Source organism: Nocardia sp. NPDC057668 (genome assembly GCF_042799795.1).
Taxonomy (GTDB): domain Bacteria; phylum Actinomycetota; class Actinomycetes; order Mycobacteriales; family Mycobacteriaceae; genus Nocardia.
Genome location: NZ_JBHVIC010000001.1, coordinates 1687303 through 1706994 on the forward strand (window position 1 = coordinate 1687303; position 19692 = coordinate 1706994).

Sequence of the window (19692 nt, forward strand, 5' to 3'; positions counted from 1 at the left end):
GGTGGCACGCCCCAGCTTTTTCCGAGCTCATCACCGAGGTGATGCCCGCGCCGGGGTGGTCGACCGGCGCAAGTCCATATCTACTATCTACGTCCGTAGACAGTAGATAAAACTCCACGTTGGCACAAGCCCGGAAAAGCGGGGGTCATCTACTAGGCTGCCCAGTAACAAGGTGCACGATGGGAGAGCCTATGCAACCCCGGCGTTTTCGGCCCTCCGCCGCCATCGGTTCATTCGCGGCGCTGGTACTGCTGTTCTCCGCGTGTTCCTCGGCTACCTCGAGCGAGATACCGCCGACCGCCGCACCACCGCCGCAGGTCATCACGATCACGCCCGCCGGCGGGGCGGAGTTCGTGAATCCCGCGCTGCCGGTCCGGGTTTCCACCGACCACGGCATCCTCGGCACGGTCACCATGACCGACGACACCGGCCGGGTCCACGAGGGCGCGCTGACGCCGGACAAGACGGCCTGGACGCCGTTCGAACCGCCGGGATACGGGCACGGCTACACGATCTCGGCCACCGGAATCAGCGTCACCGGGCCGACCGGACCGGTCACCTCCACGTTCAGCACGCTCACCCCGGCCAATCAGACCAGGGCCGCCCTCAAGACATCGGGCGGGCTGCTGCTGGCCGAGGGCGGGATCTACGGCGTCGGGACGATCATCCGCGCGCATTTCGACGAGGACGTGCTGGATCGGGCCACGGCCGAGAAACACCTGGTCGTGACGACCGCGCCCAAGGTCGAGGGCGCCTGGCACTGGCTCGACAACCGGCTCGCGCACTGGCGGCCGCGCGACTACTACGCGCCGGGCACCAAGGTCACCGTGGCTGCGGATCTGTACGGGGTCGAGCTCGCGCCCGGGCTGTTCGGGCAGGAGAACTCCCGCGTCGGGTTCACCATCGGCCCGGCGCACGTGTCGATCGCCGACGACAACACGCACATGATCGACGTCTTCGAGAACGGCAACCTGATTCGCAGCATGCCGACCTCGATGGGGATGGGCGGATCCACCACCGTCGGCGGCAAGACGATCTCGTTCTGGACCCAGCCGGGGATCTACACCGTGATGGACCAGGCCAATCCGATCATCATGGACTCCTCTTCCTATGGGCTGCCGGTCAATTCGCGGCTCGGGTACAAGGAGACGATCGGCTGGGCCACCCGGGTCAGCACCGACGGGATCTACGTCCACGCGCTCGACTCCACCATCTGGGCGCAGGGCAATTCCGATGTGTCACACGGGTGTTTGAACCTCAGCAGTGAGAACGCGCAGTGGTTCTACGAATTCGCGCTGCCGGGGGATGTGCTCGAGGTGCGCAACACCGGCGGTGATCCGCTGGACATCTGGCAGGGCGGGGACTGGGGCGTGCCGTGGGATGTGTGGGTGGCGGGCAGCGCGCTGCGGTAGCTCCACCGCACCGAGGCAGCTCCGCCGCGCTCGCTGTAGGCCGCCGGGTGCGCGGCGGTGGAGTGCGCTCCGGCAGGCCACCTGGCGCGCCGCCGCGGTCCACTGAGCGGGACACGCGTCCCGAATAGCGGTGGGGCGGAAGGCCCGATGTTCCACACTGGGACGGTCGCCCATCGAAAGGTCGCACCGCCGATGAAGAGCACCCGAATCGTCCTGGCTTCCCGGCCGACCGGCATGCCCACCGCCGAGAACTTCCGCACCGAAACCGCCGAACTCGAACCGCTCCGGCCCGGGCAGGCGCTGCTGCAGACGCTGTACCTGTCGCTCGACCCCTATATGCGCGGGCGAATGAGCGACGCGCCGTCGTACGCCGAGCCGGTCGCGGTCGGCGACGTGATGTGCGGGGCCACCGTCTCGCGCGTGACCGAGTCCACCGACCCGGCCCTGCGTCCCGGGGACTACGTGCTCGGTTACGGCGGATGGCAGACGCACTCGGTGGAGTACGTGCAATACCTGCGCAAGCTCGATCCGGCCGAGGCTCCCCTGAGCACCGCGCTCGGGGTGCTGGGCATGCCCGGGTTCACCGCGTACTCCGGCCTGCTCACCATCGGGCAGCCGCGGCCGGGCGAGACCGTGGTGGTCGCCGCGGCAACCGGGCCAGTCGGGGCGACAGTGGGCCAGATCGCGCGGATCAAGGGCGCACGCGCGGTCGGCATCGCGGGCGGGCCGCGGAAGGTGGCGTTGCTGCGCGAGAAGTTCGGGTTCGACGCGGCCCTGGACCACCGCGCGCCCGACTTCGCCGAGCAATTGGCCGCCGCCACCCCCGACGGCATCGACGTCTACTTCGAGAACGTCGGCGGTGCGGTGCTGGATGCCGTTCTGCCCCGGCTGAATTCGTTCGCGCGCATCCCGGTGTGCGGGCTCGTCTCCTCCTACAACGACACCGAACTCCCGCCCGGCCCGGACCGGCTCGGCCAGCTCATGTCGCTGATCCTGCGCAAGAGCCTGACCCTGCGCGGGTTCATCCAGACCGAGTTCCTGCACCAGTTCACCGAGTTCTACCCCGACGCCACCCGCTGGCTCGCCGACGGCAGCCTCACGTATCTGGAGGACATCGTCGACGGGCTGGAGAACGCGGTACCGGCGTTCCAAGGGCTACTGACCGGCAAGAACCTGGGCAAACTGGTGATCAAGGTCGCCGACTGACACGTGGGCGTGCGCCCGGGCGCGAGCACGGGCCGGAACACGGTGGGTCGACCGGCCGATGACCGACGCACGACAACTGAGGCCGGCCCTCACGGGGGGGAGGCCGCTCGCCCGAGCGAGAACACAGCTCGGCATGGCGCGACGAACAGCCGAAGACCGACGCACCACAACCGAGGCCGGGGGCGGTGAGCTACCGCAGGCCGACCCGAAGCCGGGGCGGATGGACCCGGGGCCACGCACCCGAAGGCGGGCGCGGGCGACCGGGGTTACAGACCGGGCCGATGTGGGTTCGGTCGCCGAGGAAACGCCGCGGCCGAGTGCTGGAGAGCGGGCGGGCGGTCACTTCATGGCGGTTATGTAGGGGCGCAGGCCGAGGGTGATGTCCACGCAGACGGCCAGGAGGATGTCGCGTTCGGTCGCGTCGGGCGGGGTGCACAGCAGCAGGCGGGTGCCGAGCAGGGGGGTGTCGCCTTCGGAAGCGCGGACGACGTGCAGGCGGGCGAACTTCTCGCCCATGCGGTCCAGGACGTGCAGGCGGAACAGGGCGGGTGTCTCGGCGTCGCTGGGGGCGGGGACGAAATGGAACAGCGGGCCGGCGGTGGCGGCGACGGCGGTGGAGGTGTCGCCGCGCTGGATCGTCGCGATGGCGGTGCCGTCGCTGCGGGTCAACCGGGTGGGCGCGGTGGTGCGGGAGCGAACGAGCAGCGTGGAGCCGTCGGAGTAGGTGATGCGGTGGGTGCCGGTGCCGGCGGTGTGGAAGCCGAACAGCGCCGCCGCCCGGGCGGTGCGCCCACTGCTGCCGCGGACCGCGACGGCGAGCGGGTCGCCGGGGCCGCTGTGAAAGGTGATCTCCAGGCTCCGAGAGGTGCGCGCGACCCGCCCCTCGATCATTGTCGAACCGGTTCGCGGGGCTGACATGGCACAGATGGTAGGCCGGAAGCCCTCGTCCACGAGGGTGTTTCGCGTGCGGCCCAGCGGAAACCGGTGCGGCCGGGACGATATGGACACGGGCGTGGCGCGCTCGCGCGGCAACCACCGCCGCGCGCACGGCGGGACGGGTCCGCGCAGGTCACGGTGCGCGGGGAAATCATGGCGGACGGTACGATCATCGCCCATGAGCACCCCGACACCCCCGCCCGAGGGCTTCCTCGCCCGGGCCAGCGTCGCCTTGCTCGAGCGCCTCGACGCCTTCGTCGACCGGGTGGCCACCGAGATCGAACGCACCGTCCCGGTCTACGGACCCGGTGCGGAGGTCTCCCCCGAAGAGCTGCGCCGTACCACGCGCGAGAACCTCCAGGCGGTCTTCGGCTATCTCGCGGGCAACCCGGGTTCGGGCACCGCCGCGCCGCACGGCACCGGCCAGCGCCGAGCCGAGCACGGCGTCCCGCTGCCCGCGATTCTGCGCGCCTTCCGGATCGGATCCGGCGTGATCTGGGACGAACTGGTGACCATGGCGGGGGCCGACCCCGAATCCAATCGCGAACTGCTCACCCGGGCCACCGACATCTGGAAGCTCGTCGACGACTACTCCCAGGCGCTCACCGCCGGGTACCAGGAGATGGTGACCGAACAGCTACGCCGCGACGCCCGCGCCCAGGACGCGGCGCTGGACGCGGTGCTGGGCGGCCAGGCCGACGGACCGCGGCTGTGGGAGTGCGCGCGCACCCTCGGTCTGCCGGTGCAGGGCGAATTCGTGGTGGTGATGGCCGCGACCGGGAACGCCACCGAGGAAGCGCTGCCCGGCATCGACAAGGCGCTGTCCATGCTGGGGGTGGCCTCCGCCTGGCGGGTGCGCGCGGACCATCACATCGGAATCGTCACGCTCACAGCACGATTCACCCAGGCGCGACTCCAGGGCATGCTCAGCGAGCGCGCCGTGGGCCGGGTCGGGATCGGCTCCCCGTTCGGCGGGCTCGCCGAGGCCGTCACGGGTCTGCGGCAGGCCGAACTCGCTTGCGCGGCAACGCAACCGGGATCCCGCGAGGTGCTGCGCTACAGCGACGCGTTGATCCAGGTGCTGCTGGTCGGCTCCCCCGAGACCGCCGTGACGCTCACCGGCACGGTGCTCGGCCCGCTGCTGGCCCTGCCCGACCACGATCGAGACGTGCTGCTGGACACCGTCCGGGCCTGGTTCACCCACGACGGCGAGGTCTCGGCCATCGCCGCCGCCCTGTTCTGCCACCGCAACACCGTGCGCTTCCGGCTCAATCGCGTCGCCGAACTGACCGGCCGCCGACTGACCGCACCGCACGCGGCGACGGAGATTCACCTGGCGCTCGAGGCGCATCGCCTGCTGGCCGGCACCGCCGCGGAGCGCTGAAAGCACCGGGCGCCGAGGGGGATACGGGGGTGAGCCGATCGCGGCGACCGGGCGGGTGCGCGATCGGTTGCACGCCGGGCACACCACCTCGCACCTGGGCGGCCCGCCCCGGCTGCCGCACACCCGGCTTCACCGATGCGGGCGGCTGCCGCCGGGGTCCGCCACCAACGGCACGGCACGGCGCCGGCCGCGCGGTCACGGGGACCACGCGGCCGGCGCCTCGATGGGTTGTCAAGCGGTGCGGAACTCCTCGAAGGTCGGGGTGGGCAGCTTCAGCTGGGCGTGGATGTCCCCGCCCAGGCCGAAGTGGCCGATGGCCCCGCCGTAGTTCTGCTGGTAGCTCTGCCAGAGCACCACGACGCTGATGACGCGGTTCGCACCCGGCGCCGCCGGATCCGGGAACGGATTCGGGAGTTTCGCGTGATACGCGCCCGCGCCGGCGGCATCGGTGACGAACACGTTCGGCACCCCGAGCGGGCCCGGGCGGGTCGGGGCGTCCGGATCCAGATCCTTTGCGCGCAAAGACATCACGGTGTAGAGCGAATCGGGGATCAAGTCGGTGAACTCGAAGCGGAACTCACCGTGATGACCATCCTCGCCCACGCTCACCTCGAGTGTGCCGCGGGCGCGCAGCCACTGCTCCAGGGTGATCGGAGAAGTGAGTTTGCGTCCGTCCTCGGGCCGCAGATCCGGGATCGGCGTCTCGTGGAACGCATAGCTCGGACGGCGGACCGATTCGGCGTCGGGTCGCTGATCGGGAGCGAACACGATGGGATAGTTGTTGGCGGGCAAGGGCAGCGGCAGGGTGTAGAGCACGCTCTCCGCATCCGCCCGCGACAGCTCCGCGTCGAGTTCGCGCACGATCGTGTACGGCGCGGACGCGCCGAACTCGGGCACCGGGGTGTCGGCGGCCACGATCGCCCGCCCCCACCGCCGGGTCACCGAACCATCCGGGCCAGCGTCGTTCAGGAAGCCGACCACGATGAAATCGCCTGCGGCGTCCAGCACTTCGCTCGGCGGATACAGCGGACCCTGGGTGGTCGGGGTCAGCTCATAGGTCTTGCTCACCATACGGACACCGCTTCTTTCTCCGACAGCAGCCGGCCGGGCGCGCCGACCGCGGCGCTGACCCGATCGCTCAGATGGACCCAGCCGTGCGTTCCCGCCCGCTCCAGCAGGACCGGGTCCTCACCCCGGAAGCCGGCGTGCGCCACGGCCGACAGGAACGGCAGATCACTGGCGTGATCGCCGTACCCGAAGGTGTTCTCGAACTCGATTCCGTGCTCGCGCAGGAACTCCGAGACCGCGTCCGCCTTGGCCGCGCCGATCATGGGACGCAGAACCTCACCGGTCAGCAGGCCGTGATCGTCCACCACCGGGACGGTGGCGATGAGCCGGTCCGCACCCAGCGCCGCGGCGACCGGGGCGATGGCCGCGGCGAACGAACCCGACAGCAGCACGGTCGTCACACCCGATTCCCGATGTGCACGAAGCGCTTCCACCGCATCGGTGTAGTACGCCGCACCGCCGGACTCGAACTCGGCGAACCAGCGCTGACCGGCCTCGGCCAGTTCCGCACCCGGAACCCCGCGATAGGCGCGGTAGTAGTGCCGGTTCACCTCCTCGCGCGGCACACCCGCCGCCGCGCGCTCCTTGATCTCACCGGCGACGCGCGCGTAGCGCGCGCCGTCATCCCCGTGCTCGGCGAGCCAGAAGCGCAGGAACGTGAACATGCTCTTGACGGTGATGAGGGTTTCATCGACGTCGAAGAACGCCGCCGCGCGCACCGGCGCACCGGCGCTCACGCGACCTCGTTCAGGTGCGCGGCGATGGCCTTGGCGGCCTTGTGCCGCTCGATCCGGCTGATGCGATCGTTGGGCAGCGCCGCGTACGCGATGCGGGCGTCGGCGACGTCGTTCCCGGCCTGGCGCACCCGCACCTCGATCGAGAACTCCAGCTTGGCCGGATCCTCGATCGAGATCGGGGTGAGAACCGCGTGCAGGGTGCCCGGCAGCGGGAACAGGAACGAGGTGAAGTTCAGCTCGATGCTATTCCAGACGATGTAGAAATGCTGCTCCGGCCAGCGCCGGCCGTACTCGAGTTCGAACGCCCCGAGGAACAGCTGGCGCACCGCCTCCACGATGACGATGCCCTGCACGTGCTCACCGGTCTGATGATCCAGCAGCAGCTCGTTGTCGCCGTGGATGCGCAGATCGGCACTGAACTCGGTCGCTGAATCCTGAACCAGGTTGGCCAGCAACACATTCGAGTTCTGGTACTTGTGCACCTGATGCCGCGGCGCCGGCTCGGCGACCGCGTCGAGGACTCGCAACCCGGCGGGCGCGTGAATGGCCGCCACGTGCTCGATGTAGTCCAGGTCGTGCCGGGTGATCCCCTGCCCGATCCGAACGATGAGCGGCTCGGCCGCTTCCCGCAATCCCCCGCTCCGCAGCACGGCCACCAGACCGGAGACCGTGAACGCCCGATTGTCCACCGCGAGACCACGGAATCGATCCGCCACCAGCACCACTTCGCGCAGGGTAGCGGTTTCCGGGGTCGCCGAAGAGAGTTGGGCTACAGACATTGTTTCCTCCGAGAGCGAAGACGCTTATGGCGACGCGTTCGCCGCCATCCGGTCGTCACCCGGAGCACCCCGCCGCCACTGGAGGGTTGCCGCCCAGCAAGCCGGGGCTTGTCGCTGGAACTCATGACCGTGATCGAAAACTTATGTGGCACTGCGTATTACCAACAATGATTCAAACCAGCGTGGTCGAAACCAGCTCCGGCGGAACGGGGGACGCCACTGGCCCCCGCCGAAAACCGGTTCCGGCGCGACGCCGAGCCTGCGGTGACATGCACTCGGAGCACCTCAGACCGGAACGGCCGACCGCACCCCGGTCGAGGCGGCGGCGAGCGCCGCGCCCGTCAGCGACAGGACGGCGATGGCCAGGGCAACCGACGAATACCCCCTATGCGCAACAAGATTGGCGACCTGCGGACCCGCGCTCGCACCCAGGAACAACGCGAAGGTGTAGAGCGCGGTGGCCGCTCCCCGGGCCGCACCCGCCTGCGCCGCGATGGCCTGCACGGCGGCGGGCGCCGCCACCGCGATGGCCGCCACGAACACCAGCAGCCAGGCCGCCACCCAGACACCGCCCAGCGGTACCGCGGTGATCGCCGCCGCGATCCCGGCGATGCCGAGCGCACCGATCACCCGGGTCGCCGGCGCGATGACGCCGAGTCTGCCCGCCAGGATCGGCACCGCGACCATCGCGGGAATCGCACTGGCGCGCAACGCCAGCAGCGCGCCGTTGCTCGAACCGACCCCGTCGGGCGGGGTCAGCTGGATACCGGTGTAGATGCCGACGAACGAACCGAGCACGGCCAGGCAGCTGAGATACAGCAGCACCAGCCGAGGCCGGCGCAGCAGGCCGCCGAACGGCGCGAACACCGCGCGCAGCGTCCCGGCCGGACCCGGCGCGGGCGTGTCCGGTGCGATCGACCGCTCCGGCCCCGGTTCGAGCACGAACCGCAGCACGCCCGCCGAGATCGCGAAAGCCAGTGCCCCCGTGACGAATATCGCATGCCAGCCCCACGCGTTGCCCACCAGCTGCGCGAGCACCTGCGCCACCACACCGGCGGCGAGGAAGGAGCTCGTCAGGCAGGTGAGCGCGAAGATTCTGCGTTCGGGAGCGATGCGTTCGGAGAGATAGGCGAAGGCCGCGGGTGCGAAGAACGACGCCGTCAGCCCCTGCACCACCCGCGCCGCCAGGCCGGTTGCCAGGCCCGGGGCCAGCGCCACGATCAGCGAACCGCCCACGGTGGCCAGCAGGCCGCCCACGATCACCGGTCGCCGCCCGAACCGGTCCGAGAGCGGTCCGGTCACGAGAAAGCCCGCGCCGTAGGCCAATCCGAACGCCGTGGTCGTCCAGGTCACCGCGGATCTGGAGGTGTCCCAATCCTGCGCGAGCCGATTCAGCACGGGCAGGACCACATACAGCTGCCCGACCACGAGAATGCCCACCGCGCAGACGGCCCCGACGGTCCGGGCGGCGGGCGCCCAGCGGGCGGGTTCAGTATCCGGCGGCGAGCTCACGCGCGCGCTCCTGTGCCGAGGCGAAGCCCGCCGCCGCGTCCTCGGTCAGAACCGTAGGGGCGAAACGGATCTCGGCGGTGTCCTTGATACCGACGAAGTTCAGCCAGTCCGCCACGAACGGGGTGGCGAAGTCGGAGCCGAACTCCACCGGCACGCCGGGCCGGTGCACGCCGCTGGTGTAGACGGTCACCGCGCGCTTGTCGGTGAGCAGGCCCGAGTAGCCGCTCTGCGAATCGAAGGCGAAGGCCCACCCCGGCTGGGTGACGATGTCGACCCACTGCTTGAAGACGTAGGGCACGCTCGCGTTCCAGATCGGAATGTTCACCACGTACAGGTCCGCGGCCGCGAAGCGGTCGAAGACCGCGCGCGCCCGCTCCCACGCCGCCACCTGCTCGGGCGTCTGCTCCTTTCCGGTGAACAGGGCGAGTTTGGCTTCGGCCGCGTGCGTGCCGAATTCGGGCAGGTTCGCTTCGAACAGGTCGAGGGTGTCGACGGTCAGCTCCGGGTCCCTGGCGAGCAGACCGTCGATGAAAGTCCGGGCCAGCGCCCGGGACTGGCTGAGATCGCCGCGCGCGGAGGCGTTGATGTGCAGCAGGTTGGTCATCGAATCCCTTTCGTGGACAACGGAGTCCACGTCTATCAAGGGATACTCACCCGCCACGAGGGTTACGTGCGCGGTGATCGCAAGCCGGTCTGCGGGTCGGGTGCGGCAGGCGTGCGTCGGTCAGGTGAGGTCAGGTCAGGATGAAGCTCAGCAGTTGGGCGTCGCGGCCGTCACGCCAGTAGGAGTAGCCGAACCAGACGCCCGGGGTGACTTCGCGGATCTCGTCCCACAGTTGCGGGGTCGGCGAGGGGCGGTAGTTCAGGACCCAGGTGGGTCCGCCGTCCACCACCGAGGGACCCCGGTACACGTCGGCCTGGTAGACCTCGAGGCCCGCGCCGGTGACGCGGTTGAGCAGGTACCCGCCGTCGGGGCCGGTGTAGAACGTCTTGCCGATCCACAGCGCCGGGGACCACGCCTGCATATCGGCGGGCTCGGCCACCCACCCGTTCCTGACGCCCGTGGGCACCGCGCCCTGCGGAGCGTCCCGGTAGAGCGCCTCCAGCTGGCCGGGACCGCAGCGGAATCGCAGCGAGTCGATGGTCGCTGCACGGTCGCCGTCGTACAGGACGCAGCCTCCGCCGTAGTCGGCATCCGCGTGCGCCAGGGGTTGAACCGCCGGGGCAAGGGCGAGCGTGGCCCCGAAACCGATGGAGGCAATGCCTACCACCAGCGTGTTTCTGAAAATCTCACGGGTTCTACGCATTGCTTGTCTCCATCGGGTAGGACCCGACCCAACCGCAATGCTAATTCGCTATCAGTTAACTGCTCACTACTGTCGCTGAAATGAGACCACCTGGTCCGTATCGGCCTTCGACCCGCCGCAAGACCGCTGACTCCGACCGGTCCGGCGCCGGTCGGAGTCGAATTCCCGCCGGTCAGGTCAGCTTCAGGCCGCGGCCGATGATCTCCTTCATGATCTCGGTGGTGCCGCCGTAAATGGTCTGCACGCGAGCGTCCATGTAGGCCTTGGCGATCGGGTATTCGCGCATGTAGCCGTAGCCGCCGTGCAGCTGGAGGCATTTGGTGATGAGGTCGAGCTGTTCCTCGGTGCTCCAGTACTTGGCCATCGCGGCCTCTTCGACCGTCAGCTTCTCTGCGTTCAGGAGCTCGATGCAGCGGTCGACGAAGACGCGCACCGCGGTGGTCTTGGTGGCCAGCTCGGCCAGCACGAAGCGGGTGTTCTGCTGCGCGCCGATCGGCTTGCCGAACGCCTTGCGATCGCGCACGTACTGGATGGTGCCCTGCAGCGAGCCCTCCATCGCGGCCGCGGCCATCACGGCGATGGACAGGCGCTCCTGGGGCAGGTTCTGCATGAGGTGGACGAAGCCCTGGCCCTCGGTGCCGAGCAGGTTCTTGCCGGGGACGCGCACGTCCTGGAAGGAGAGCTCGGCGGTGTCCTGGGCCTTGAGACCGATCTTGTCGAGATTGCGGCCGCGCTCGAAACCGGGCATGCCGCGCTCGACGACCAGCAGCGAGAAGCCCATGGCGCCCTTGGCCGGATCGGTCTGGGCGACCACGATCACGATGTCGGCGTTGACGCCGTTGGTGATGAAGGTCTTGGAGCCGTTGAGGATCCAGTCGTCGCCGTCCTTGACCGCACGGGTCTTGATGCCCTGCAGGTCCGAGCCGGTGCCGGGCTCGGTCATGGCGATGGCGGTGATGATCTCGCCGGTACAGAAGCCGGGCAGCCAGCGCGCCTTCTGCTCGTCGTTCGCCAGCTCGAGCAGGTACGGCGCGATGACGTCGTTGTGCAGCCCGAAGCCCAGGCCGGAGTACTGGCCGTAGGTGGCCTCCTCGGTGACCACCGCGTTGTAGCGGAAGTCCTTCACCCCGCCGCCGCCGAACTCCTCCGGCACCGCCATGCCGAGGAAGCCCTGCTTGCCCGCTTCCAGCCAGACCGCCCGATCGACGATGCCGTCGTGCTCCCACTGCTCGTGGTTCGGGGCGACATGCTGATCGAGAAACTTACGGAACGACTCCCGGAACAGCTCGTGCTCCGGTTCGAAAATAGTGCGTTCCACGCCAACCTCCTGAGTGCCACAGCGGCCCATCGCCGATGTCGTCCACGGTACTCGAAAACGGAATGGCTGTTAACTTCAAGCCCCCGGAAAGGGGTTCGAACTGCGACTCCTACCGGTGAAGCCGCAGTCCAGAAGGCGGGAACCTGGGTAAACCTACGGGCTCACAGGCCCACGGCGGACAGGGTGCGCCCGAGCAGACTCCGGCCGCGATCGCGATCCCGCTCGCCGAGCAGGAACCCCAATTCCTCCTCCACCGCCTTGCGCACGACGACCTGCAACTCCACGGCCGCGGCCGCGGTGTCGACGGCGTCGCGCCACGGCGCGGTGTCGATCGGGGTGCCCAGGGCGAAATAGAAGCGCTCCGGCTTGGGAATGATGGTCGGGCCCAGGCCGCGGATCAGCGGCGGCGTCAGGCTGCCGCGCAGGCCCATCGCCTCGACCAGGCCGCGCACCGGGCGCATGACCGCGTCGTTGCCGTCGAAGACGATGTCGAAGATGTCGTCACCGCCGATCATGGCGATCGGCACGATGGGCGCGCCGGTTTCGATGGCCATCTGCGCGAAGCCGGTCCGGCCCTCCCACAGCAGCTTGTATTTCTGGCCCTTGCCGCGCATGGCCTCGCGGCCGCCCCCGGGGAAGACCGCGACGGCCTCGCCCTCACGCAGCAACGTCGTGCAATTGTGCCGATTCCCCCGCACGATCCCCAGGTGGTGCAGCGCGTCGCGCAGCACCGGGACATCGATCAGCACATTCTCGGCCAGGCCCCGCACCAGCCGGTTGTGCTTGACGAGGATCTCGTGCGCGAGCAGCGGCGCGTCGGTGCCGCCCGCGAGCGTGTGATTGCCGACCAGGAGCACCGGGCCCTCGATCGGAAAATTCTCCAGTCCGTAGAAACGCGGACTGAACCAGGCGCGCGACGGCGCGACCAGAACATCGATCAACCGGCGATCTCCCTCGGTCAACTCGACATGCAACGGCGCACCGTCGGTCAGCCGCTCGGTCACGGCGGCGTCATTTCGAGACAAGACATCCCTCCCTGCAGAGATATTCGATAGCCGAATGCTAACGAAATCCCGTGCGGGGCACCGTGTGTGGGGTCACACCGGACGGCGGCCCCGCGGTGGTCACAACACCGCGGGGCCGCCGGCCGAGAATGGGATCAGTCTGCGGACTCGCTCGAATCCACGGATTCCGTTCCCGCGTAGGCGAACTCGGCGAGCACGCCCGCGAGGGACTGTGGCACCCGCGCTCGCAGCCGGGTGCCGGACTCCTCGTGCTCGGTGGTCAGGATGCGACCGTCCGCGTGGATGCGGGCCAGCAGATCACCGCGGGTGTAGGGCAGCAGAACGCTGACCTCCACATCGAGGTTCAGCGCCGTGGCCAGCCGTTCGCGCAGCTCCTCGATGCCCTGACCGGTCTGCGCGGAGACGAACGACGCCTCGGGCAGCCAGCCGCGCAGCTGGGTGAGCTCCATGGGATCGAGCGCGTCGATCTTGTTGACCACCAGCATCTCCGGCGGGGCCGGGGTGCCGGTCTCGCGCAGGACATCGGTGATGACCTCGCGCACGGCCTTGATCTGCATGTCGGGCAGCGGGTCGGAACCGTCCACCACGTGCAGCAGCAGATCCGCGCCGGTGACCTCTTCGAGGGTGGAGCGGAACGCTTCGACCAGCTGGGTCGGCAGATGCCGGACGAAACCGACGGTGTCGGTGAACACGACCTCGCGGCCGTCCTCCAGCGCCGCCTTGCGGGTCGTCGGATCCAGGGTGGCGAAGAGCGCGTCCTGGACCAGCAGGCCCGCGCCGGTCAGCGAATTCATCAGGCTCGACTTGCCGGCATTGGTGTAGCCGACGATCGCGACCTGCGGAATGCCGCTGGCGGTGCGCTTGGCGCGCTTGGTGTCACGGGCCGTCTTCATCTCGCGGATCTCACGGCGCAGTTTGGCCATGCGTTCGCGAATGCGCCGACGATCGGTCTCGATCTTCGTCTCACCCGGGCCGCGGGTACCCACGCCGCCGTTCGCGCCGCCCGCGCGACCACCGGCCTGCCGGGACATGGACTCACCCCAGCCACGCAGGCGCGGGAGCATGTATTCCATCTGGGCGAGCGAGACCTGGGCCTTGCCCTCACGCGAGGTCGCGTGCTGGGCGAAGATGTCCAGGATCAGCGCGGTGCGGTCGATGACCTTGACCTTGACGACCTTCTCCAGCGCGACCAGCTGCGCCGGGGACAGTTCACCGTCGCAGATGACGGTGTCGGCGCCCACCTCGAGCACCATCTCGCGCAGTTCCTCGGTCTTGCCCGAGCCGATGTAGGTGGCCTTGTCCGGCTTGTCGCGGCGCTGGATCAGCGAATCGAGCACCTCGGAACCGGCGGTCTCGGCGAGGGCGGCCAGCTCGGCCATTCTCGACTCGACCTGGGCGGGGGTGCCCTCGGTCCAGACGCCGACCAGCACGACGCGCTCGAGACGCAGCTGCCGGTACTCGACCTCGGTGACATCCTCGAGTTCGGTGGAGAGCCCGGCGGTGCGGCGCAGTGCGGCGCGCTCCTCGAGCTGCAACTCACCGACGGTCGGCGACGCGGACCAACCGGTCTCGGCGTCGTCGGTGTGCTCCTCAGCGGGAGTGAACTCGTACGTTTCTTGTTTACTCATACGCCTCCATGGTCCCACGGACCAACCGAATGACGCATTCGGTTATTTCACCGCGATTCGCGGGCGAGGTTCGGTGGGGGCTTCGCCCCCCACGCCCCCAGAGGGAAGAGGCCGGGGGCCGAGCCCCCGGACCCCCGGTGGGACATCGAGCACAGCCGAACGCCCGGGCGGCCGGACCCTCGCCGAAAGTCGAAGCCCAGCCGGTCCTACCGGGCGGCCGGACCCTCGCCGAGGATCCAGTCGGCACTGGTCGACCAGGCGGTCGATCTCGGGCCGAGTCCGGGCGGTCGACGTGTGCCCGGGCGGTGGTGCGCGGGGTCAGGCGTCCTGCCACCACTTGGCGGCGAGAGTTCCGGTGGCCAGCAGGACCGAGGGGCCGCGGAGCCAGGCCGCGCCGGACTCGATGCCCACGGTGACCGTGCCGCCGGGGATGTGGACCTGGATGTGGCCGGTGTCGGTGGCGAGGTCGAAGCCTTCGGCGGCCAGGGCGGCGGCAGCGGCGGCCACGGTTCCTGTTCCGCAGGAACGGGTTTCGCCTACACCGCGTTCGTAGACGCGCATGTGCACGCCGCGTTGGCCGTCGGAGGCGACGGCCAAGGGGGTCAGGAGTTCGACGTTGACACCGTGCGGGAAGAAGGTGCGGTCGAAGGCGGGAGCGTGGGTCAGGTCCAGCTCGGACAGCAGCAGCGGGGTCAGGGCGGGGTCGACGCAGGCGAGGTGGGGGTTGCCGACGTCGATGCCGAGGCCGGTGAACTCGCGACCGTCGAGGGTGGCCGTGGAGGCGCCGAGCACTCCGACCCAGCCCATGGCGACGGTCACCTCGCCGTGCACGGGGTCGGCGTGGTGAACGACCACCGGGCGGGCACCGGCGCGGCTGCCGACCACGAACTCGGTGCGGGACTCGAGGCCGGTGGCGACCAGGTAGTGGGCGAACACGCGCACGCCGTTGCCGCACATCTCGGCGATGGAGCCGTCGGCGTTGCGGTAGTCCATGAACCAGTCGCCGGCGCTCACGCCCTCGGGCAGGGCCGGGAGCGCGCCGGTCTCGACGAGCGCGCCCGCGCGGGCCACGCGCAGGACGCCGTCCGCGCCGAGACCGCGCTGCCGATCGCACAGCGCCCGGACGCGGGATTCGGTCAGTTCCAGCCAGGCGTCGGGGTCCGGCAGCACCACGAAATCGTTCTGGGTGCCGTGCCCTTTGCTGAATTCGATGTCAGCCGCATGCTCGTTCGCCATAGTCCTCACCACTCACCGCACCGCCCGGCGCTGCCGGGAAATTTCGTACAGGGCCACCGCCGCCGCCGACGGCGCACCGAGGGTGCCGTCGGTCGGAATACACACCAGCTCGTCACACACCTGCGACCAGGATTGGTCCAGCGCCTCGCGCTCGTCGCCGAGCACCAGGATGGTCCCCCCGTCGAACTCGAAGTCGTCCAGGGCTATTCCACCGTGATCGTCACTGCCGACGATACGGGTCTCGATCCCCCGCTCCGCCTGCCGGTCGGCGAACACCGCCACCTGACTCGGCCCCGAGGCGCGCAGCACCGGAATCGCGAACAGCGCGCCGTCGGAGACCCGCACGCTCTGCGGGTCGTACTGATCTGCGCCGCTACCGGTGATGATCACCCCGCCCGCGCCGAAGGCCACCGCCGAACGAATCACCGCGCCCAGCCGCGCGGGCGCGGACGGGCGGTCGATCACCACCACGGTCGGCGGCTGATCCGGGCGGCCGGGCGCGAAATCCTCCAGCTCCATGCGCCGGGCCACCGCCACCGCGACCACCTCGGGCATGGCCTCGGTGGACTCGGCGAGCTCGGCCATCACCTCGGGCACCAGGCCCACGCTGGGCACGCCACTGGTCTCGAGAACCTGGCGCGCCCAGTCCGAGAGTTCGGGCGAGCCCAGCCGGTACACGAGAGTCTCCAGCGGCCAACGGTATTCGAGCGCACGGGTGATGGGCCGCCGGCCGTGGATCAGGAATCTATTGTCGCGAAGCCGGCTGGCCCGGTTGTTCAAATAAGCCTGCCACACCTGGACCGAGGCGTTGCGGGCGTTCGCGCGGCGCGTCAATTAACGGACTTCCTGTTCATCCCTCGTGGTAGAGGAGTGAATGAGGGTCAGCGCCGTCGCCAGCAGCTCCGGATCGGCGCCGTCCACCCATCGCACCCGCTTGTCGCGGCGGAACCACGAGCGCTGCCGTCGGACATAGCGCCGGGTACCGATGAAGGTGCGCTCCTGTGCTTCGTTCAGGTCGTATTCGTTGTCCAGGTAATCCAGGACTTGTGCGTAACCGATTGCGCGGCGGGCGGTCTGCCCTTCGCGCAGGCCCCGAGCGATGAGAGTGCGCACCTCGTCCACCAAGCCGGAGGTGAACATACCCGCCGTGCGCAGTTCGATGCGCGCGTCGAGCGCCGTGGTGTCGCGATCCACGCCGAGAATGACCGTGCCCCAGCGGGGTTCGCCGATCTGCGGGGCGGAGGCGGCGAACGGGCGGCCGGTGATCTCGACGACCTCGAGCGCACGCACCATGCGGCGGCCGTCGGTGGGCAGGATGGTGTCCGCGGCCACCGGGTCGGCCGCGCGCAGCGCCTCGTGCACGACCACGACGCCGCGTTCGGCCAGCAGGGTCTCCCATTTGGCGCGGACGCCGGGATCGGTGGCGGGGAAATCCCAATCATCCAGCAGGGCTTGCACATACATCATGGAGCCGCCGACGATGACCGGGGTGCGGCCGCGCGCCAGGATGGCCTCGACGTCCGCGCGGGCCGCGCTCTGATAGGCGGCCACCGTGGCGGTTTCGGTGACATCGAGCACGTCCAGCTGGTGGTGCGGGATGCCGCGGCGTTCGGCCGGGGTCAGTTTCGCGGTGCCGACATCCATGCCGCGATAGAGCTGCATGGCGTCGATGTTCACGATCTCGCCGTCGAAGTGCTCGGCCAGATCCAGTGCGAGATCGGACTTTCCGGTGGCGGTGGGGCCCACCACCGCGATGGGCATACGGATCGGCTCGCTCACGCCGTGCCCGCCGGGTGCCACACGCTCACGTGATAGCCGACGCCGAACGGCGCTGCGCTGTACAGGGTTTCGACCTTAGGATCGGCGGGTTCGGGCTGGAAGAGTCCGGCCAGCATCTGGTATGCCGCGCGGCCGCCGATGTGCAGGTCCGCGCAGAGGGCGGGGTCGAGGTCGGCCAGTGCCCGCCGGTCCCCCGCGCTCAGGGCGCGATCGATCTCGGCCTGCACGCCTTCGGCGCGCTCGTCGTAGTAGCCGGGTGAGGCGGTGGACAGGGTGGCCGCGCCATCGCCGACCACGAGCACGCCGTAGCGCTCGGGACCGGCGTCCAGCGACCCTCGCAGGCAGGCGCCGAAGGCCACGCATTCGTCGGCCGGGGTGTCGGCCGCGACCAGGCGGGCGCGGGCCACCGCGTGCGGTGCGACCTGCTCGCGCAGCCAGGCCCCGATCAGGGCGGGCAGCGGCAGTGTCGGGTCGGCGATCACGGCATTGTCGTCAAGGGGGGTCTCGCTGAAACCGGCGCGGACGTCCACGCCGTATCCCCGGAATGTGCCCACCGTGTCCGACCCCAGCACCCGGTCCGCGGCGGCCGCGCCGATCACGACCCAGCGGTCGGCGGCCTCGGCGAGCTCGGTCGCCGCCCGGTGCACCGCCGCACGCAGCACGGCTACCTCGCCCTCGGCCGCGGTACCCGCCGCGCCCCCGAGCCGGGGCACCAGCACGGGCGGGGAGGGAACCAGCGACGCAACACAGAACACGCCGTCAACCGTAGCGCTACCGTGCCTCACCAGCCCCACCCCGCCCGGGTCGCCGCGCCACGGAGGTGGCCTCAAAGACAGCATTTCCCACCTCAGCCTGGTTGAATGGGATCTGCTAGGCAGATGAGCTAGGGCGTAACCAGGCAGCCGTGACGCGCGGCAGGGACGAGGAGCGATGACCGAGAACAGCGGAAACGAAAAGGCTACCAACCCGGAGTCGACCGCGACGCCCGTCTCCGGCGCCGCCGCGCGACCGTCACCGGCCACTGCCGCCGGACCCCGTCCCGGGCCCGTGCCGCACAAACCGGAAGCCCCGAAACCACACGCCGTCAAGCCCGCTCCCGGCCCGGCCACCCCGCATCCGCATCCGGTGGTGGTGCCCGCCTCGAGCGACCCCAGCCAGTGGGGACGCGTCGACGAGGACGGCACCGCCTGGGTCAAGACCACCGAGGGCGAACGCGTCATCGGGTCCTGGCAGGCCGGCGACGCCACCGAGGGACTGGCCCACTTCGGCCGCCGCTTCGACGATCTGGCCACCGAGGTCGCGCTGCTCGAGGCGCGCCTGGCCGCCGGCACCGACGCCCGCAAGACCAAGGCCGCCGCCACCGCGCTTGCCGAAACGTTGCCGACTGCCGCGGTGATCGGCGATATCGACGGGCTGACGGTGCGGCTGCGAGCCATCATCGAGCACTCCGACGAGGCCGCCGCCCACGCCAAGGAGGAGAAGGAACGCTCCCGGCACGAGCAAACCGAGCGCAAAGAGGCGCTGGCCGCCGAGGCCGAGCAGATCGCCGCCGACTCCACCCAGTGGAAGGTCGCCGGCGACCGGCTGCGCGAGATCCTCGACGAGTGGAAGACCATTCGCGGGGTGGATCGCAAGGTCGACGACGCGCTGTGGCGGCGCTTCTCCAAGGCGCGCGAGGCGTTCAACCGGCGACGTGGCGCGCACTTCGCCGAACTCGATCGCGAACGCGCCTCGGCGAAATCGCACAAGGAAGAGCTGTGCGTGCGGGCCGAGGAGCTCTCGGGCTCCACCGACTGGGCGGGCACCGCGGCGGTCTTCCGCGATCTGCTGGCCGAGTGGAAGGGTTCGGGCCGCGCGCCGCGCGAAGCCGACGAGCAGCTGTGGAAGCGGTTCAAGGCCGCCCAGGACGTGTTCTTCGCGGCCCGCAATTCGGCCGCGTCCGAGCGTGACGCCGAGTTCGAGCACAACGCGACGGCCAAGGAAGAACTGCTGCTGCACTACGAGAACCTCAATCCCGAAACGGGTCTCGACGCCGCCCGCGCCTCGCTGCGTGATCTGCAGGAGAAGTGGGATGCCATCGGCAAGGTCCCGCGCGAGCGGATCCACGACCTCGAGGCCCGCCTGCGCGCGGTCGAGAAGCGGGTGCGCGACGCCGTGGACGCCCAGTGGCGGCGCAGCGACCCCGAGGCGATGGCCCGCGCGGCCCAGTTCCGCGAGCGCGTGGCGCAGTTCGAGGAACAGGCCGCCAAGGCCCAGGCCGCGGGCAAGACCAGAGACGCCGAGAAGGCCCTCGAACAGGCCAAGCAGTGGCGCGAATGGGCCGAGGCCGCCGAAGGCGCGGTCAGCCAGCGCTAGCCCGCACACA

At 69.8% G+C, this 19692-nt stretch carries 18 protein-coding genes and 1 riboswitch; of the genes, 4 read left to right on the forward strand and 14 right to left on the reverse strand.

Going from position 1 to position 19692, the window contains the following annotated elements:
• The first annotated feature begins 179 nt into the window (after positions 1 to 179).
• Complete coding sequence (locus tag ACFVBH_RS07780) at positions 180 to 1412, forward strand: Ig-like domain-containing protein (protein ID WP_379000736.1); 1233 nt, start codon at positions 180 to 182, stop codon at positions 1410 to 1412.
• A 192-nt stretch (positions 1413 to 1604) separates the two neighbouring features.
• Complete coding sequence (locus ACFVBH_RS07785; RefSeq protein WP_379000738.1) at positions 1605 to 2618, forward strand: NADP-dependent oxidoreductase; 1014 nt, start codon at positions 1605 to 1607, stop codon at positions 2616 to 2618.
• A gap of 339 nt (positions 2619 to 2957) precedes the next feature.
• Here the strand turns inward: ACFVBH_RS07785 and ACFVBH_RS07790 are convergent, their stop codons facing one another.
• Positions 2958 to 3536, reverse strand: a complete 579-nt coding sequence (locus ACFVBH_RS07790; protein ID WP_354990232.1) for a hypothetical protein — start codon at positions 3534 to 3536, stop codon at positions 2958 to 2960.
• Between the two features lie 196 nt (positions 3537 to 3732).
• Between ACFVBH_RS07790 and ACFVBH_RS07795 the strand changes: the two genes are divergently transcribed.
• Positions 3733 to 4938 carry a PucR family transcriptional regulator gene (locus tag ACFVBH_RS07795; RefSeq protein ID WP_379000740.1) on the forward strand — a complete coding sequence of 402 codons (1206 nt, stop codon included), beginning with the start codon at positions 3733 to 3735 and terminating at the stop codon, positions 4936 to 4938.
• 231 nt (positions 4939 to 5169) lie between these two features.
• Here ACFVBH_RS07795 and ACFVBH_RS07800 read toward each other — a convergent pair whose 3' ends face one another.
• From ACFVBH_RS07800 to ACFVBH_RS07860, 13 genes are all read right to left on the reverse strand, one after another.
• Positions 5170 to 6009, reverse strand: a complete 840-nt coding sequence (locus ACFVBH_RS07800) for a hypothetical protein (RefSeq protein ID WP_379000742.1) — start codon at positions 6007 to 6009, stop codon at positions 5170 to 5172.
• On the reverse strand, positions 6003 to 6743 hold the full coding sequence (locus ACFVBH_RS07805; protein ID WP_354990229.1) for an HAD-IB family hydrolase: 741 nt from the start codon (positions 6741 to 6743) through the stop codon (positions 6003 to 6005). The genes ACFVBH_RS07800 and ACFVBH_RS07805 overlap by 7 nt, the downstream gene beginning before the upstream one ends.
• Positions 6740 to 7522, reverse strand: coding sequence for an AfsA-related hotdog domain-containing protein (locus tag ACFVBH_RS07810; protein WP_354990228.1), 783 nt, complete (start codon positions 7520 to 7522; stop codon positions 6740 to 6742). Before ACFVBH_RS07810 ends, ACFVBH_RS07805 begins: the two co-directional genes overlap by 4 nt.
• A gap of 15 nt (positions 7523 to 7537) precedes the next feature.
• A riboswitch (SAM riboswitch) is annotated at positions 7538 to 7651 on the reverse strand.
• Between the two features lie 156 nt (positions 7652 to 7807).
• Positions 7808 to 9034: an MFS transporter gene (locus tag ACFVBH_RS07815; protein WP_379000745.1), complete on the reverse strand. Its 1227-nt coding sequence runs from the start codon at positions 9032 to 9034 to the stop codon at positions 7808 to 7810.
• Positions 9012 to 9638 carry an FMN-dependent NADH-azoreductase gene (locus tag ACFVBH_RS07820; protein WP_379000747.1) on the reverse strand — a complete coding sequence of 209 codons (627 nt, stop codon included), beginning with the start codon at positions 9636 to 9638 and terminating at the stop codon, positions 9012 to 9014. Before ACFVBH_RS07820 ends, ACFVBH_RS07815 begins: the two co-directional genes overlap by 23 nt.
• A 130-nt stretch (positions 9639 to 9768) precedes the next feature.
• Positions 9769 to 10305 (reverse strand): hypothetical protein, encoded by a 537-nt coding sequence (locus tag ACFVBH_RS07825; protein ID WP_379000749.1) that lies wholly within the window; start codon positions 10303 to 10305, stop codon positions 9769 to 9771.
• A 208-nt stretch (positions 10306 to 10513) separates the two neighbouring features.
• Positions 10514 to 11659 carry an acyl-CoA dehydrogenase family protein gene (locus ACFVBH_RS07830; RefSeq protein WP_354990224.1) on the reverse strand — a complete coding sequence of 382 codons (1146 nt, stop codon included), beginning with the start codon at positions 11657 to 11659 and terminating at the stop codon, positions 10514 to 10516.
• A 161-nt stretch (positions 11660 to 11820) separates the two neighbouring features.
• Positions 11821 to 12684 (reverse strand): lysophospholipid acyltransferase family protein, encoded by an 864-nt coding sequence (locus tag ACFVBH_RS07835; RefSeq protein WP_379000751.1) that lies wholly within the window; start codon positions 12682 to 12684, stop codon positions 11821 to 11823.
• 134 nt (positions 12685 to 12818) lie between these two features.
• Complete coding sequence (gene hflX, locus ACFVBH_RS07840; RefSeq protein WP_354987166.1) at positions 12819 to 14312, reverse strand: GTPase HflX; 1494 nt, start codon at positions 14310 to 14312, stop codon at positions 12819 to 12821.
• A gap of 318 nt (positions 14313 to 14630) precedes the next feature.
• Positions 14631 to 15548, reverse strand: a complete 918-nt coding sequence (gene dapF, locus ACFVBH_RS07845) for a diaminopimelate epimerase (protein WP_379000753.1) — start codon at positions 15546 to 15548, stop codon at positions 14631 to 14633.
• A gap of 12 nt (positions 15549 to 15560) precedes the next feature.
• Positions 15561 to 16382, reverse strand: coding sequence for a TrmH family RNA methyltransferase (locus ACFVBH_RS07850; protein ID WP_379000755.1), 822 nt, complete (start codon positions 16380 to 16382; stop codon positions 15561 to 15563).
• Positions 16383 to 17309, reverse strand: a complete 927-nt coding sequence (gene miaA / locus ACFVBH_RS07855; RefSeq protein ID WP_379001644.1) for a tRNA (adenosine(37)-N6)-dimethylallyltransferase MiaA — start codon at positions 17307 to 17309, stop codon at positions 16383 to 16385.
• 14 nt (positions 17310 to 17323) lie between these two features.
• Complete coding sequence (locus ACFVBH_RS07860) at positions 17324 to 18082, reverse strand: hypothetical protein (protein ID WP_379000757.1); 759 nt, start codon at positions 18080 to 18082, stop codon at positions 17324 to 17326.
• Positions 18083 to 18257: 175 nt separating this feature from the next.
• Between ACFVBH_RS07860 and ACFVBH_RS07865 the strand changes: the two genes are divergently transcribed.
• The gene (locus ACFVBH_RS07865; protein WP_354987161.1) at positions 18258 to 19682 is read left to right on the forward strand and encodes a DUF349 domain-containing protein; all 1425 of its coding nucleotides are present in this window, start codon (positions 18258 to 18260) and stop codon (positions 19680 to 19682) included.
• The last annotated feature ends 10 nt before the right edge of the window (positions 19683 to 19692 follow it).